15 protein-coding genes are annotated in these 15,856 nt (G+C 72.6%); 5 read left to right on the top strand and 10 right to left on the bottom strand.

Going from position 1 to position 15,856, the window contains the following annotated elements:
- Positions 1–48 precede the first annotated feature (48 nt).
- Both CP981_RS25990 and CP981_RS37890 read right to left on the bottom strand, forming a co-directional pair.
- Complete coding sequence (locus tag CP981_RS25990) at positions 49–1,497, bottom strand: hypothetical protein (protein ID WP_143658817.1); 1,449 nt, start codon at positions 1,495–1,497, stop codon at positions 49–51.
- A complete protein-coding gene (locus tag CP981_RS37890) occupies positions 1,484–1,636 on the bottom strand; it encodes a hypothetical protein (RefSeq protein ID WP_158092614.1) in 153 nt (50 codons plus the stop codon). The genes CP981_RS25990 and CP981_RS37890 overlap by 14 nt, the downstream gene beginning before the upstream one ends.
- 175 nt (positions 1,637–1,811) lie before the next feature.
- On the opposite strand from CP981_RS37890, the gene CP981_RS25985 reads away from it, so the two are divergent.
- On the top strand, positions 1,812–3,803 hold the full coding sequence (locus CP981_RS25985) for a transglycosylase domain-containing protein (protein ID WP_085922824.1): 1,992 nt from the start codon (positions 1,812–1,814) through the stop codon (positions 3,801–3,803).
- 41 nt (positions 3,804–3,844) lie between these two features.
- Here CP981_RS25985 and def read toward each other — a convergent pair whose 3' ends face one another.
- From def to CP981_RS25955, 6 genes are all read right to left on the bottom strand, one after another.
- On the bottom strand, positions 3,845–4,489 hold the full coding sequence (gene def, locus CP981_RS25980) for a peptide deformylase (protein WP_085922823.1): 645 nt from the start codon (positions 4,487–4,489) through the stop codon (positions 3,845–3,847).
- 68 nt (positions 4,490–4,557) lie between these two features.
- Positions 4,558–5,544, bottom strand: a complete 987-nt coding sequence (locus tag CP981_RS25975) for a tetratricopeptide repeat protein (protein WP_018089486.1) — start codon at positions 5,542–5,544, stop codon at positions 4,558–4,560.
- A gap of 431 nt (positions 5,545–5,975) precedes the next feature.
- On the bottom strand, positions 5,976–7,223 hold the full coding sequence (locus CP981_RS25970; protein ID WP_085923006.1) for an HD-GYP domain-containing protein: 1,248 nt from the start codon (positions 7,221–7,223) through the stop codon (positions 5,976–5,978).
- A gap of 113 nt (positions 7,224–7,336) precedes the next feature.
- Complete coding sequence (locus CP981_RS25965; RefSeq protein WP_085922822.1) at positions 7,337–8,770, bottom strand: HD-GYP domain-containing protein; 1,434 nt, start codon at positions 8,768–8,770, stop codon at positions 7,337–7,339.
- Between the two features lie 181 nt (positions 8,771–8,951).
- A complete protein-coding gene (gene rsrA, locus CP981_RS25960; protein WP_085922821.1) occupies positions 8,952–9,365 on the bottom strand; it encodes a mycothiol system anti-sigma-R factor in 414 nt (137 codons plus the stop codon).
- Positions 9,362–10,057 carry a sigma-70 family RNA polymerase sigma factor gene (locus CP981_RS25955; protein WP_208853081.1) on the bottom strand — a complete coding sequence of 232 codons (696 nt, stop codon included), beginning with the start codon at positions 10,055–10,057 and terminating at the stop codon, positions 9,362–9,364. Before CP981_RS25955 ends, rsrA begins: the two co-directional genes overlap by 4 nt.
- Before the next feature lie 312 nt (positions 10,058–10,369).
- Here CP981_RS25955 and CP981_RS25950 point away from each other — a divergent pair, with 312 nt between their 5' ends.
- Positions 10,370–10,957, top strand: coding sequence for a helix-turn-helix domain-containing protein (locus CP981_RS25950; RefSeq protein WP_085922819.1), 588 nt, complete (start codon positions 10,370–10,372; stop codon positions 10,955–10,957).
- Positions 10,958–10,961: 4 nt separating this feature from the next.
- On the opposite strand, the gene CP981_RS25945 is transcribed toward CP981_RS25950, so the two are convergent.
- Both CP981_RS25945 and CP981_RS25940 read right to left on the bottom strand, forming a co-directional pair.
- The gene (locus tag CP981_RS25945; RefSeq protein ID WP_085922818.1) at positions 10,962–11,609 is read right to left on the bottom strand and encodes an alpha/beta hydrolase family protein; all 648 of its coding nucleotides are present in this window, start codon (positions 11,607–11,609) and stop codon (positions 10,962–10,964) included.
- Positions 11,610–11,667: 58 nt separating this feature from the next.
- Positions 11,668–12,498, bottom strand: coding sequence for an SOS response-associated peptidase (locus CP981_RS25940; protein ID WP_085922817.1), 831 nt, complete (start codon positions 12,496–12,498; stop codon positions 11,668–11,670).
- Between the two features lie 35 nt (positions 12,499–12,533).
- On the opposite strand from CP981_RS25940, the gene CP981_RS25935 reads away from it, so the two are divergent.
- The 3 genes from CP981_RS25935 (at position 12,534) to rsgA (ending at position 15,795) form a co-directional block, all read left to right on the top strand.
- Positions 12,534–13,247, top strand: coding sequence for a M50 family metallopeptidase (locus CP981_RS25935; protein ID WP_085922816.1), 714 nt, complete (start codon positions 12,534–12,536; stop codon positions 13,245–13,247).
- A 165-nt stretch (positions 13,248–13,412) separates the two neighbouring features.
- The gene (aroA, locus tag CP981_RS25930) at positions 13,413–14,774 is read left to right on the top strand and encodes a 3-phosphoshikimate 1-carboxyvinyltransferase (protein ID WP_085922815.1); all 1,362 of its coding nucleotides are present in this window, start codon (positions 13,413–13,415) and stop codon (positions 14,772–14,774) included.
- Positions 14,775–14,787: 13 nt separating this feature from the next.
- Positions 14,788–15,795 (top strand): ribosome small subunit-dependent GTPase A, encoded by a 1,008-nt coding sequence (gene rsgA / locus CP981_RS25925; protein WP_085922814.1) that lies wholly within the window; start codon positions 14,788–14,790, stop codon positions 15,793–15,795.
- Positions 15,796–15,856 lie beyond the last annotated feature (61 nt).

Genomic DNA, 15,856 nt, shown 5'->3' with positions numbered 1-15,856 from the left:
TTGCCTGCCTCCACTCACGTCCTTCCGGGAGGCGTTCACCCTTGGGCCCTAGGCTGGATCCGTCCCCTTCGAGAACAGGGCCGCGCGCACGACCGACGGGTAGGGCGCGTTCATCGCCTGATGGCCGAGAGCCAGCCCGGCGACGGCGCCGGTGATGCCGATCACCCAGCGCCAGATGCCCGTGAGGTCGAAGGTCAGCAGCGCGGCGCAGCCGATGAGCACCGCGGCGAGAAGCGGCACGGCCGGTGGCACGTAAAGCAGCCAGACGGAGTGCGGGTCCCACAGCCTCAGAGCGCGCGGCTCGCCGTTGCGCTCTGCGGCCTTTTCGACGGCGACACCTTCGGCGGCCATCATCTGCGCATCGTCGGCCTTGAGCATCCCGTGCATCACCCAGCCGTCGTCGGACACCAGCGCCGCCGGTGTGGCACCCCCGGAGAACCGCCCGCCGTCGGCGCCCTGGCGCGCGTCCCAGCACAGCCACAGATACTGCCCCGTCACGGAAGCGGGGACATGGTCCGCCAGGACAGTGGCCAGGAAATGCGCGGTGCGGGCTGACCCGGTGACAATTTTCAAGCAGGGCTGCTCGCTGTCACCCCGCCGCCAGAAATCAGGCCCCAGATATTTCCCGCGTACCGCCATATCGGCGCGGCCCAGCCGGGAAAAGGAACGGAACCCATGGCAGTGGGCCAGGCAGACCACGGAGAGGACAATGCCGGCGGCCCAGGCGATGCCGACGATCCAGGCGGGACCGGTCCCCATCGTGGCGCCGTCCAGTTCGTCACCGAGGCTGCGCTCGTCGCCTGCTAGGGCGCCCAGTCCGGGGCGCGTCGGGGCATAAAGTACCGAGACCTTGCCCCCGGTACGCGGACGGTCGGGCGTGACCGGATGGACGGTTGCCGTCACCGGCCGCCCGCCCGCCTTCGGGGCAAGCCGGACCACCGCCGTCGAGGTGTAGTAGTCGTGGCCCTTGCTCGGATCGTGCAGCTCGACGTCGCCGACCTTCGCGATCGGTACGGCCGCGAACTCCGCCCCGGCGTCGGCGATCCGCTGCATCTGTTCCGGCCGCTGGGGCGCCCCTGTCACCAGGGCGAAAAGGGTCACCAGCACCGTGCAGACGCCCAGGTACCACGCGAGGCAACGCGCCTGCGCACCCCGGCGCGAGGGCAGCACCCGGGGCGGCCCGTCCGGTTCCGCGGCGTCAGGTCCGTCCGTTGCCCCCGAGAACTCGGCGACGGAGATCTCGGCGTACGGCCGCCGTCCCCCTGCGGCGCGCTGGAACACGGCGATGCCGCCGGCACAAACCAGTGCGCACCCCAGCGCGACAAGTATCGCCGTCCGCCGCGGCTGTGGATCCGGCCAGAAGAGCCACAGCGGCAGGACGGCAGTGAGGGCCGCCAACCCCAGTGCGCCGAAGCCCGCCCCGGCTCGGCGCGGGGCGACGCCCACCCGTTGAAGGGCGGGCGCGGCCCTGATCGTGGCCTGGTCAGCCGAAGACATCTCGTACCTCGTCGGTGGTGGTCTCGTTCCGGCCCTCGGCGCCTTGTTCGGCCGCCGTCCGGCCCTTCTTGATGCTCTTGTCCACGTCTTCGAATTCGTCCTTGCCCTCGTTGCCGAGACACTCCGGCGATGCGTCCACGGGAGCCCGATTCTCTCTCTGATCTCCCGCGACAAGCCGGTCAAGCACGCAGATCACGCTCCACATCAGGCGTTTCCGGGCAGCACTCCGAGGGCCGCTCTCCCTGGTGACACGCCGTTTGTGAGCGTTCTGTTACCTCGGCAACCGGAGCAGGGGCCGCCGTCTCTATCCGGGCATGAAGGGAACGAAGGGGCGTCGCCGGTTCCTCGACTATCCGCGGCAGGGGCGGGAGGGCCCGCGCCGCTGGCTGCCGTCATGGCGTCAGTGGCTCGGGCTCCTCTCGCTCGGCATGCTCGGTCTGGCCGGGCTGTTCGCTGTGGTCTACGCGAAGATCGACGTGCCTGACGAGAATGAACTGGCGGGCAAGCAAGCCACCGTCTATCACTGGTCCGACGGCAGCGAAATGGTGAGCGTGGGCGCCGTCAACCGGCAGAACGTCACCCTCGACAAGGTGCCGGACTCGGTGGAGAACTCCGTGATCGCGGCGGAGAACGAAACGTTCTACAGCGATGCCGGGGTCTCCCTCAAGGGCATCGGCCGCGCCCTGGTCAGCATGGTCTCCGGCGGGGAGACCCAGGGCGGCTCCACCATCACCCAGCAGTATGTGAAGAACACCTATCTCTCACAGGACCAGACGGTCACCCGCAAGGTGCGGGAATTCATCATCTCGCTGAAGGTGAGCAACCAGAAGTCCAAGCACGACATTCTGCGCGGATATCTCAACACCAGCTGGTTCGGCCGCGATTCCTATGGCATCGAGGCCGCCGCCCATGCGTATTACGGCATTGACGCCAACCGGCTGAATCCCAGCCAGGGCGCCGTGCTGGCCGCCGTGCTGAAGGGTTCGGAGCAGTACGACCCGGGGCTGAGCAAGGCCAATCACGCACGGGCCGTGGCGCGTTGGGAGTGGATACTCGACCGGCAGGTCACCACCGGGAAGATGAGCAAGGAAGAGCGGGCGGAGTACCGCACTTTCCCGGAGCCCCGGAAACTGTCGAAGCCCACCAGCCAGGCCGGCCAGACCGGCTATCTGATGGATGTCGCCAACAAGTTCATCAGGGCCCGCACCGGGCTGACCGACAAGGATCTGGCGCGCGGCGGCTATCACATACACACCACCTTCGACAAAGAGCGCACCCGCCGCCTGGAAAAGGCCGTCAACGATGTCCGCCGGAAGGAAATCGATCCGAAGCACCGCGAGGCCGATGAATTCGTGCAGTTCGGCGCGGCCTCCGTACGCCCCGGTGACGGGGCGATTGTCGCGTTGTACGGCGGTCCGGACGCCACCAAGCACTTCAGCAACAACGCGGACACCTCGGCGGTCCCGGCCGGGTCCGCCTTCAAGCCGTTCGTGCTGGCGGCCGCGCTCCAGGAGGAGGCCGAGGACAGCGAGGACAGCGAGGACAGCGAGGACGGCGAGGACGGCGAGGACCGTAAGGCCGCGCCGGCGGACGGCGAGCAGACCCCGGCCGACAAACTGGGCGGGGCCCTGCTGATGGGCCAGAGCCCGCCCTTCGTCCAGGCCGGGAAGCGGATCGGGCTGGAGCGGATCCGGGATCTCGCGGTGCAGGCGGGGCTGCGCAAGGAGAGCATGGCGCAGCTGGAACAGACCTTCCCGCTGGGCACCTCCGCACCCAGCGCGATCCGGATGGCGAGCGCCTACACGACCTTCGCCAACGGCGGGCTGCACCAGGAGCCTTACGCGGTGTCCGGGATGACCTACGACGGCAAGAAGGTGCCGGGGCTGAGCCGCCCCGAGGCCGAGCAGGTGCTCGATGCCAAGGTCGCCGAGCAGGTGTCGAACTCCCTGCGGATCATGGGCTGGCTCACCCTGGGCCGGGACGGCGGGCTGGGCCCCGAGCAGCCGGTGGCGGCCGGGCGCACGGAGCCGGGCGACCGGATGAAGTCGGCGTGGTTCATCGGCAGTCCGTCCGCCGCGGAACCGGGCTTCGGTCCCGGCACCGGCGCGAAGACCGGGAAGGTCGTCCGTCCGGACCGCGCGCCCGGCGCCGGGGACAGCAACGAGCCGACCACCGCCGTCACCATGTTCCGCAACAAGCCGGGCACCCCCGCCCTGCTGCCGATGCAGGGTGTCGGCGGGGCGAAGAGCGAGCTGGGCACGACCCTCCCGCCGAAGGTCTGGCAGGCCTACCAGCAGGGGTCGTGACGCGGACGGGCGCCCGGCCGGCAGCCGGGCGCCCGTTCGTCTCAGTCGTTGGCGACGACGGGGTAGCGGGGCTCCCGCTCGGCCATCTGCTTCAGCGCGTCCTTGCGGTCCCGCTTGCTGAGCCGGTCGATGTAGAGGTAGCCGTAGAGGTGATCGGTCTCGTGCTGGAGGCAGCGCGCGAAGTAGCCGGTGCCCCGGATCGCGATCGGCTCACCCTTGGCGTCCTGCCCCCGGACCACGGCGTAGTCGGGGCGGGCCAGCTCGGCATAGGCGCCGGGCACGGACAGGCAGCCCTCGTTGGAGTCGTCCAGGATCCGGCGCTCGGCGGGCAGCTCGTCCAGCACCGGGTTGCAGACCGCCCCGACGTGCCGGACGCCCTCGTCGTCCAGGCAGTCGTAGACGAAGACCTTCAGGTCCACGCCGATCTGGTTGGCGGCCAGGCCCACGCCCTCGGCGGTGCGCTGGCTGGCGAACATGTCGTCGATCAGCTGCGCCAGCTCGTCGCCGAACTCCGTGACGTCCTTGCACTCCTTGTGGAGCACCGGGTTGCCGACGACCGTGATCGGCCGCGAGGTGCCGCGCTCACGGTGGGCGGCCTCCCGCTCCCCGGCGTCCGTGACGTCGTCGCTGAACTCCTCGTCCACGCGCTGGTCACCGTCTTGATCAAACACAGGCTGCTGGGCCATCTCCGCCGTACGCCTTCCTGAAAACCCTGAATAGTCGCCCCACAGCCTACGGGGGCGCAGCCGGACCCTCAGCAGACCTCTTCAAGATCGCGCCACTCCCGGGTGTCCGGGCTGTCCGCGACCCAGCCGTCCAGCAGGCCGCGGACCAGGGCGGACGGCGCCGCGATACCGCATTCGCGCTCCGGCACCCACAGTGAGCCGGAGCCCGCGGTGCGGTGGCCGAGCGGGCCGGGGTGGCCGGGCTCACTGTGGTCGTGCGGGTCGAGGTGCTCGCCCTCACCCTCGTCGCTGGGCATCCGGCTCTCCGAGCACGTACGGCACAGCAGGCGCACCGACGACGACCAGTCCTCGGCCGCGAAGCCCGCATCGGCCGCCAGCCGCTCCAGGGCGTCCCGGTCGGCCTCCGTGGCGGCCTCCAGGAGCACCACCCAGGTGGGGACCGGGGAAGGCGCCCACAGCTCGATCTCGTCGAAGACCGGGTACGAGGGGCCCGCGGCGGTGGTCCGCTCGCCGTGCGGGACGCCGTCGTGCAGCACCACCTCGCCCCAGCGCCGCCCGGAGGACGGCAGCGGGATGGACAGCACCTCGATACGGGCCGGGTCCAGCCGGCGGCCCCAGACGACCTCGGCCTCGCCTTCCGGGGAGAGCCGGACCGCGGCGCTGCCCAGGGCCATGCCGAGCGGTTCGCCGGACGGGGAGCCCCCGCCGGGGACCTTGAGGCCGTACGCCTGCCAGGCGCGGCGGGCCAGCGGCCAGTCCTGGAGGGCGGTGGCGGCGATACCGACGTTCCACCAGTCGGGCGCCCCGGTCTCGCGGTCCAGCAGCGCGACGGCGCGCAGTCCGGCGGCCCGGGCCTGCTCCCAGTCGTGCCGGAACTTGTGCAGCAGGGCCAGGTTGAACCAGGACTCGGAGAGCCACGGCTCCATGTCCGCGGCGCGGGTCAGCAGTGCTCCCGCGTCCTCGTAACGGCCGTCGCCGATCAGCGTGAAAGCCCGGTCGGTCGCCTGCCGCCACGAGGCGGAGGGCCGGTGCCGTACCTTGCCGAAGATCCTCACGATTCCCGCCTGCTGGTTGCTCTTGATGCCGCTGAGGTGGGGTCCCGAGCGGCGTCCGGGGCCTTCTGGGGGCCCACTCGACAACCTGCCACAGATTGCCGCCGGGCTCAGCCCGGTTTGCCGGTCCCCCTGCGGCTCCTTGCCCTTCGCCGACCCCCTGAACCCCCTGAAAGGGGCTCCCTTCGCATCCAACCATGCCCATCTCGGAGGGCGCTCATTACCCATGGGTTCCACGACCTGCGGGCCCGGCTACGGCGCAAAGGCGGGGGTGTGGTGGCTGGGGCGGATGGGGCGTCGGCAGCGGCCCATCGAGCGCCAGCCGGGGTGTCATTTCAGGCATTGTCGGGACATACATGGCCGGAGGAGCCTTCCGTAGTGGCCGGGAGGGCCATCCGCAGGGGGACGATTCCGCACCGGACCCCTCGGCCGTCTCACGCCGCCCGGCCGCCGCAGGCCAGGACCCTGGCCAGCGCCTCGACGACCCGGGGCTCGTGGTCCCGGGCGGTGGACAGCCGCAGCCGCTCCAGGGCGCGCAGCGGGCCGCCCGGCCCCGCGGATCCCCCCGCCAGGTCGTCGTAGGCGTTGACGGTGCGGACGATACGTGCCGTGACCGGCTGCTCGCGGTACGGGTCGGCCTGCCGCTCGACGATCACCGCGACCTCGGCGGGGACGCCGGTCTGCCGGACCACGGCGCCGCCCAGCAGCGCGATCCGGCGCTGTTCGGCGGGCGGCAGCGGCGCGGTCGCCCCGTCCGGCACCGGGTCCAGCAGCGAGAGCTGGCCGATGTCATGCATCAGCGCGGCGTGTTCGAGCACATCCAGATCCGGTTCGTTCAGGCCGAGTTCACGGCCCACGGCACGGCTGAGCGCGGCCACCCGGCGGGCATGGCCGTGCGGGGTGTAGCCGGCGATCTCGGTGGAACGGGCCAGCGAGGCGATGGTCTGGCGGTAGGTGGCGCGGACGGCCGCGAACCGGCGGAAGGCGAACTGGGTCAGCAGCAGCGGCAGACAGAACACCGGCAGCGCCCACAGCCCGGCGACCGCGGTGGCCAGCGAGATCACCACCCCGGTCGCGCAGACCGCCGAGCCGATGCCGAGCAGCGCCCGCAACTCGTCGCGCAGCAGCGGCCCGTACGGCCAGCCGGTGCGGGCCCGGGCGAGCGCGGCCACCAGGACCGCGTCACACAGCGCGGTCAGCGCCAGCAGCGCGATCAGGAAGACCGGGTAGACCGGCCCGGAGGCCACCCAGGAGCCCAGCGTCCCGGTGTTGTAGAGGGGCTGGAAGCAGGTGGCGGCGAAGCCGGTGGTCAGCACCCGGCGCGCCAGGGGGTCGAGCGCCGGTCCCTCGCCGCGCGCGAGCCGCGGGACGAGGCCGACCAGACCGGCCGCCAGGACCACGGCCACGATCTGGTGGACGCCATGGGTCGTCGGCCGGCCGCCGGCCTCGCCGAGCAGGGCGTAGGCGAGGGCGCCGGCCGCGCCGAGCGGTGCGCCCTCACGCACCCCCGGCACCCGTGCGCCCCCGGCCGCCGGGGCGGGCCCCTGCCCCACCAGCTCACCCACCGTGATCAGCACCCCGAAGGCCAGCGCGATCCCCGGCTCGGCCAGGCCGTCCCACAGCGTCCGGCCCAGCGACCAGCAGGCCAGGGCGGTGGCCGGCACGTAGACCGCGGCGATCACGGCACCGCCGCCGCACGTGCCCGGCACCGCGGTGCGCGGGGCGCCGGGTGCGGGGGCCGGTGCCGCCCGGCGCCCGGCCGCCCGGTCGCGCGGGGACTCCTCCGCGACGCCGCTCACCGCACACCGTCCCGTCCGGCCCGTTCGGGCAGCGGCACGGGCGGCACCGGTACGGGCGCCCCGCCCCCGGCGTCCCGCGGCAGGGCGTCATCCTGCCCGGACCACCCCGTGCCGGGCTCCGGGTCCGCCGCCGTCACCAGGTCCGGATGCCAGCCGTCGCGGTCGAGCGAGGCCACCAGCGCGCGGACCATCCGCGGATCGAACTGCGCACCGGCGCACTTGCGCAGTTCCGCGACGGCCGCCGGCACCGGCCGGGCCCGGCGGTAGGAACGGGTCGAGGTCATCGCGTCGAAGGCGTCGGCGACCGCCACCACCCGTGCCACCTCCGGGATCTGATGACCCCTCAGTCCGTAGGGGTAGCCGCTGCCGTCCAGCCGCTCGTGGTGGTGCAGGATCGCCGCCCGCGCCTCCTCCAGGAAGCCGATGCCGCGCACGATCTCGTGCCCGTACTCGGGGTGCAGCTCGATGACCCGGCGCTCCTGGGGCGTCAGCGGCCCGTCCTTGCGCAACAGCCGGGTGGGGACGCCGAGTTTGCCGACGTCGTGCAGGATGCCGGCGAACCGCAGCGCCTCCATCCGGTCCTCCGCCAGGCCCAGCTCCCGGGCGATCATCACCGAGGCCCGGCCGACCCGCTCGCTGTGCCCGCGGGTGTAGCGGTCCTTGATGTCCACGGCCTGGACGAGGGCGCGGATGGTGGCCTGGTGGGCGGCGCGTTCCCGGTGGTACCGGTCGAAGGCCCAGCAGGAGAGGTACATCGGCAGCAGCACCAGCAGCGCCGCCGGCGGCCCGTACGAGCTGCACCACAGGACCGCCATCATCAGCCCGGCCAGACCGTGCACCAGATGCGGCCCCAGGGAGCGGGTCAGCAGTCCGCGCCAGGCGGTGCGGACGGGGTGCCGCTCGGCGGCGGCCAGCACCCCGCCGTCGAGCGCGGCGAGCACCACGCAGAAGGTGGCCGCGGCCGCCGCGGCCGGCAGCAGCACCACGGGGAACTGCGGTGCGGACAGCGGCTGGTGGCCGAGGACCCGGAACACCTGAGCGGCCGCCCAGCAGGCCAGCGCCAGCTCGGCGGCGTGCCAGAGGCGGCGGGCGGCGGCGAAGCGCGGCCCGGCCGGTGCGAGCAACGCGCCGGGGACGGCGGCCAGCGCGGCCAGCGGCGGCGGCAGCAGAAAGACACCGGCGAGCAGGACGGGCCCGGCCCATCCGGTGGGAAAGCCGCCCGGGGCCCCGGAGTCGGGGGCGTACGGCGCCCGGCCGACCGGTGGCCGGCAGCGGCGCAGCTGTTCGCAGAGCCCGTACAGGAGGGCCAAGGCGAGGGCGCTGCTCCAGGGAGCGTCGGGGCCGAGGCCCATCGCGGGGGCGGCACACAGCGCCGCGGCCGGCGCGGCGCAGCCGATATACCCTCGTGCGGCCGCCGGAAGTCCTCGCATCGCGCCTCCTCGCCCTGCCCACCGCTCCCCCGGGCTCGTGCGGAGCCGGGGCACTGGCGCGCCGCATCCGCAGTGCGCTCGGGTCGGTGAGAATAGAGGGGCAAAGGCGCCGGGGAAGGCGGTTCAGCGGATCGGGCGGGACGAGGGCCCCGCCCCTCACCCCTTGGGGTGATGTGCCGCGTTATTCGGCCCGTGCGGCCCCGGTACGTGCATCGGTGGAGCCGGTCGCGTCGGCCGGACCGGTCCCCTCCGCTGCCGCGGACTCCGCGGCGTCCTCCCGCGCGCGCTGCGCCTGTTCCTTCTTGGCCTGTTCGAGCACGCTCACGTCGGGGACGGTCTCCCCGGCCCGGATGAGCTCGATCCGGCCCATGACCTTGGAGCGCAGATCGCTGGGGACGTCGTCATGGCCGCAGCAGCGCTTGACGAGCTTCTTCACGGCCTGCTCCAGGCCGTACTTCTCCAGGCACGGCGAGCACTCGTCGAGATGCACCTGGAAATCTGCGCACTCCCCGGCGGGCATCTCCCGGTCGAGATACTCGTAGAGGTGATCAAGGACCTCTGAGCAGTCCTTCTCGTGCGGCTCTCCGCAGCTCATGATCCCGAGCCTTTCCGGTCGTGCGTGTCCGACGTCTGCGCGGCCTGCGGGTCACCGGCCGCCGCCCCCGCCGGGACCAGCCCGCGCTCACGGGCGTAATCCTCCAGCATGCCGCGCAGTTGGCGCCGGCCGCGGTGCAGACGGGACATCACCGTGCCGATGGGTGTCCCCATGATGTCCGCGATCTCCTTGTACGCAAAGCCCTCCACGTCCGCCAGGTAGACCGCGATACGGAATTCCTCGGGGATCGCCTGGAGTGCGGCCTTCACGTCCGAGTCGGGGAGGTGGTCGAGCGCCTGCGACTCGGCGGAACGCAGCCCGGTCGACATATGCGACTCGGCGCGCGCCAGCTGCCAGTCCTCGATCTCCTCGGCGGCACTGCGCTGCGGCTCACGCTGCTTCTTGCGGTAGGAGTTGATGAAGGTGTTGGTGAGAATGCGGTAGAGCCACGCCTTGAGGTTGGTGCCCTCCCGGAACTGGTGGAAGGACGCATACGCCTTCGCGTACATCTCCTGCACCAGGTCCTCCGCGTCGGCCGGGTTGCGCGTCATGCGCAGCGCGGCGGAGTACATCTGGTCCAGGAAGGTGAGCGCGTCCCGCTCGAAGCGCGCATTGCGCTCGGCGGCGCTCTCCTGGACCTGCTCCTGCGCCGTGCCGTCGGTCCCTGCGTCGGTACCGGTGACCGGACCCACCTCCTCCAACACCGTCCTGGATCCGGATGCGGACCCACCCGATTCGGAGAATAGACGACGATCCGGTGCCGCCGCCGCTCCAGCCAGGGCGGGCTGCGTGACCTGCATCTGCGACCACGGCAGATCGGCGGCCGGGCGGGCCGGGCAAGCGATTCCCATGCGGCGGACTCCCATTCCTCGTCGTTCACCGGACGTACTCGAGCACTACGCATGGCACAACAGCCGTGATCGCCGCGGCATTCCCGGTCCGCGGTCAAGGATTCGGACGGCCGACGGGTTGACAAATGCGCTTGCCGCTTCGGCAATAGAAGGGTGAACGATCAGGCATACGAGCGGGTCCTCGCCGAGGTGGGCCCGCGGCTGCGGCGGATGCGCCAGGAGCGCGGGGTGACGCTGACCGCGCTCTCCGAGGCGACCGGCATCTCGGTGAGCACCCTGTCGCGCCTGGAGTCCGGCGGCCGCAAGGCCACCCTCGAACTGCTGCTGCCGCTGGCGCAGGCCCATCAGGTGCCGCTGGACGAGCTGGTGGGGGCGCCGGAGGTGGGCGATCCCCGGGTGCGGGCGGCCCCGATGCGGCTGGGGGACAGGACCGCGATCCCGCTGACCCGCCAGCCGGGCGCGCTGCAGGCGTTCAAGCTGATCCTGGACCCGGTCGGCGGACCGCGTGAGCAGCGCACACACGAGGGCTACGAGTGGTTCTACGTGCTGTCCGGGCGGCTGCTGCTCCTGCTGGCCGACCGCGAGGTGGAGTTGCGGGCCGGGGAGGCGGCGGAGTTCGACACCCGGCTGCCGCACTGGTTCGGCCCGGCGGGCGACGAGTCGGTGGAGCTGCTGAGCCTCTTCGGCAGACAGGGCGAGCGGATGCACGTCCGGGCCCGGCCGCGCGGACAGGAGGGGTGAGCCGTCAGCCCAGCAACCCGTCCAGCCAGCCCGTCACCGCGTCCGTGATCACGGCCATCGACTCCGCCTCCCCGACGCCCGCCTTCTTCGGTACCGCGAAGCCGTGGTCACCGTGCGCCACCTCGGTGAGCTCCGTGCCCGGCGGGAACTCCTCCGGGCGGCCGAACGGGTCCCGGCCGCCCTGCACGACCAGCGTCGGCACCCCGGCGCCGGTCAGCTCGTCCGCCCGGGACTTCTCCGGCCGCCCCGGCGGATGCAGCGGGAAGCTCAGCGCCACTACGGCCCGCGCTCCCAGCTCCCGCGCCGTACGGCAGGCCACCCGGGCCCCGGCGCTCCGGCCGCCGGCGACCACCGGGAGCCCCGGTTTCGCCAGCGCCGGCCACAGCGCGGTCCAGCCGGTGTCCAGGGTCTTCGGCGCGGGCGCCACCTTCTTGCCCGCCACCCGCCACGGCTGCTCGACCAGCGCCACGGAGTAGCCGCGGGCCGGCAGCGCGGCCGCCAGCGCCTGTAGGTCACGCGCCTCGATGCCGCCGCCGGCGCCATGGCTCAGCGCCACCACGGCCCGCGCCGGCTCCGCCGTGCGGTACCAGGTGATCCGGGCATCGCCCGCCGGTGTCGCGACCGTCTCGGTCTCCCTCGCCACAGTGCTCATACGCCCATCCTGCCCGCGCCACGGCGGGAAGGGCAGCGCGGCGGGCCGGTGCGGCGGCTCAGAACAGCGTGCCGACCTCGGGCCCGTCGAGCTCGGTGACCAGCTCGGGCCCGTTGTTGCGGACATTGCTGACCCCGGTCGGTACGGGATAGGCGCGCATCAGCCCGGCCGGCGGCGGCGTCAGCAGTTCGCGTACCTCGTCCGGGTCGGTACGGGCCGGGTCGAGCCAGGCGTCCCAGCGGTCCGGGGTCAGCACCAGCGGCATCCGGGGGTGGATCTCGGCCAGCGACTGCGGCCCGCTGCCGCCGGCCCCTGCCAGCGGTGTGGTCTCGGCCTCGGTGGTGACCACGGTGCAGGTCACCCACCAGGCCAGCGGGTGATCGCCGGGCAGCGTCCGGTCCCGCCAGAACTCGTACAGCCCGGCCATCGCCATCACGGAGCCGTCCGCGGGCGTCACGAAATACGGCTGCTTACGGGGCCGCTTCTTCTTGCCCTGCTCCTCCAGCTGCCGTTCCGCGGGATCGGTGACCCACTCGAAATACCCGTCTCCGGGCAGCAGGCACCGACGGGTCGCGAAGGCCTGCCGGAAGGACGGCTTCTCGTGCACCGTCTCGGCCCGGGCATTGATCATCTTCGCGGCGGCCTCGGGTGATTTCGACCACGAGGGGACCAGGCCCCACTTCAGCGCCCGCAGCTGGCGCGCCGGACCGCCCGGCGGGAGGTCCCCGGCCGCCGCGCCCTTGAGAGGACGTTCGAGCACCGCGTGCACCGGGGCCGTCGGGGCCACGTTCCAACTGGGCGCGAGGGTCTCCGTCGGCTCCCACTGCTGAACGCCGAAGAGTCCCACCAGGTCCTCGGGGCGACGACTCGCTGCATACCTACCGCACATGCGTGCCACACTGCCATGCCACACGAAGGGGAGACATGGACACCGACCACCTCACGGACATATGGAGCCGCGTGTTCGGGACCCAGCCCGATCCCTCGCTCTGGCTGGTGATCGCCTCGGCGGTGCTCGCGCTGGGCGCCGTCGTCCCGCGCACCGCCTGGCGGCTGGCGCGGAACGCCGTCACCATCGCGCACGAGGGCGGGCACGGGCTGATCGCGCTGCTCACCGGCCGCCGCCTGGACGGCATCCGGCTGCACTCCGACACCTCGGGCCTGACCGTCTCGCGGGGCAAGCCGACCGGTCTGGGCATGGTGCTGACCGCGGCAGCCGGTTACATCGCACCGTCGCTGCTCGGTCTGGCGGGCGCCGCGCTCCTCGCCGCAGGGCACATCACGGCGCTGTTGTGGGGCGCCACCGCGCTGCTCCTGGCGATGCTGATCATGATCCGGAACGCCTATGGCGTGCTCACGGTCGTGCTCACCGGCGCCGCGTTCGTGCTGGTCTCCTGGCTGACGACGCCGGATGTGCAGGCGGCGTTCGCATATGTGGTGGTGTGGTTCCTGCTGCTGGGCGGGGTGCGGCCGCCGTTCGAGCTCCAGGGGAAGCGGCGCCGGGGCGGCGCCGTGGACTCCGATCCGGACCAGCTGGCACGGCTGACCCATGTCCCGGCAGCCGTCTGGCTCGGCCTCTTCCACGTGGTGACGCTGTGCTCGCTGATCGGCGGCGGGCGCTGGCTGCTTGGCCTCTGACGTCAACCGGCCCGCGCCGGGGGCCGGTTCCGCCGCCACCCCGGCCGGGGGCTGTGCCGCGGACGCGGTTCCGGCACGTGAGTGCACCCCCCGTGCCGCGTTTCGCAGGGGTTGCGGCGCTTTTGATCAAGATCGGCACCCTTGCCCAGCCATTAAAGTAAGGGCATGACCGAGAGCCCCACACATCCCGCCCTGTGGCCCGCCCCCCTCGCCTCCGGGGCCGTCGATGCCACCGTCACCGTGCCCGGCTCCAAATCGGTCACCAACCGCGGCCTGGTCCTGGCCGCCCTCTCCGCCGAGCCCGGCTGGCTGCGCCGGCCGCTGCGCTCCCGTGACACGCTCCTGATGGCCGAGGCCCTGCGCACCCTGGGCGTCGGCATCGAGGAGACCGCTTCCTCCAGCTCGGACACCGCCGGGCAGCCCGGTGGCGGGGAGGCCTGGCGGGTGATCCCGGCGGGCCTGCACGGCCCGGCCACCATCGACGTCGGCAACGCCGGAACGGTCATGCGCTTCCTGCCGCCGGTCGCCGCGCTCGCCGACGGCCCGATCCGCTTCGACGGCGACCCGCGCTCCTACGAGCGTCCGCTCGGCGGCGTGATCGGCGCGCTGCGCGCCCTGGGGGCCCGGATCGACGACGACAACCGCGGGGCGCTGCCCATGACGGTCTTCGGCAGCGGCGGCCTGGACGGCGGCCGGGTCGAGATCGACGCGTCCTCGTCCTCCCAGTTCGTCAGCGCGCTGCTGCTGTCCGCGCCGCGCTTCAACCAGGGCGTCGAGGTCCGGCACGTGGGCGCGGCGCTGCCCTCCATGCCGCACATCCGGATGACCGTCGACATGCTGCGCAGCGTCGGCGCGCAGGTGGACACCCCGGAGGCGGGCGGCGAGCCCAACGTCTGGCGGGTCACCCCGGGCGCGCTGCTCGGCCGCGATCTGGTCGTCGAGCCGGATCTGTCGAACGCCCAGCCGTTCCTCGCCGCGGCGCTGGTCACCGGCGGCCGGGTCACCATCCCGGACTGGCCCGAGCACACCACACAGCCCGGTGACGCGCTGCGCGAGATCTTCACCACCATGGGCGGCTCCTGCGAGCTGACCGACCGGGGGCTGACCTTCACCGGCACCGGCCGGATCCACGGCATCGACGTCGACCTGAGCGAGGTCGGCGAGCTGACCCCCGGCATCGCCGCGGTCGCCGCGCTGGCCGACTCCCCCTCCACGCTGCGCGGGGTGGCGCACCTCCGGCTGCACGAGACCGACCGGCTGGCCGCCCTCACCAAGGAGCTCAACGAGCTCGGCGGCGATGTCACCGAGACCGCGGACGGTCTGCACATCCGCCCGCGCCCGCTGCACGGCGGGGTCTTCCACACCTACGAGGACCACCGGCTGGCCACCGCCGCGGCGGTCATCGGCCTGGCCGTCGACGGCGTGCAGGTGGAGAACGTCGCCACCACCGCCAAGACGCTGCCGGACTTCCCGGCGATGTGGACGGACATGCTCGACCCGGCGGCCGTGTCCGCCCGGAGAGGCTGAGGCTGACGCCGCCATGCGCCGTTACGGAAAGAACCCCGACGAGGACGACATCCGCGTCCGCCCCAACCCCAAGGGCAACCGCCCCCGCACCAACATCCGCCCCAAGCACGAGGACGCCGGCGAGGGCCTGGTGCTGACCGTCGACCGCGGGCGGCTGACCTGCCTCATCGAGGGCCGTACGGTCACCGCGATGAAGGCCCGCGAACTGGGCCGCAAGAGCGCGGTGGTCGGCGACCGGGTCGCCGTCGTCGGCGATCTGACCGGCGCCAAGGACACCCTCGCCCGGATCGTGCGGGTCGAGCCGCGCTCCTCGACGCTGCGCCGTACGGCCGACGATGACGACCCGTTCGAGCGGGTCGTGGTCGCCAACGCCGACCAGCTCGCGATCGTCACCGCGCTCGCCGACCCCGAGCCGCGCCCCCGGCTCATCGACCGCTGTCTGGTCGCCGCCTACGACGCGGGCCTCGACCCGCTGCTGGTGCTGACCAAGTCCGATCTGGCGTCCGCGGACACCCTGCTGGAGTCCTACGGCGCGCTCGGCGTCCCCTACCTCGTCACCAACCGCGACGAACTCGCCGACGGCAGCGCCGCCGAGCGGGTCAGGGCCGCGCTGACGGGCCGTATGACGGCGTTCGTCGGGCACTCCGGGGTGGGCAAGACCACCCTGGTCAACTCCCTGGTCCCGGAGCGCCGCCGGGCCATCGGCCATGTCAACGCGGTCACCGGCCGCGGGCGGCACACCACCACCTCCGCGCTGGCGCTGCCGCTGCCCGACGACTCGGGCTGGGTCATCGACACCCCCGGCGTCCGCTCCTTCGGGCTGCATCACGTCGACCCGTCCCGGGTCATCCACGCCTTCCCGGACCTGGAGCCGGGCACCGCGGAGTGCCCGCGGGCCTGTAGCCACGACGAACCGGACTGCGCGCTGGACCAGTGGGTCAGCGACGGCCACGCCGATCCGGCCCGCCTCTACTCCCTGCGCCGCCTCCTGGCCACCCGGGAACGACGCGAGGGCGACTGATCGCCGAAGTTTGCCCCCGCCCGTCCGAGGTAAAGGCATAATCACACCAAGGTCGGCGCAG

Source organism: Streptomyces platensis (assembly GCF_008704855.1).
Classification (GTDB): Bacteria; Actinomycetota; Actinomycetes; order Streptomycetales; family Streptomycetaceae; genus Streptomyces; species Streptomyces platensis.
This window is presented reverse-complemented; position numbering and strand designations above follow the sequence as displayed.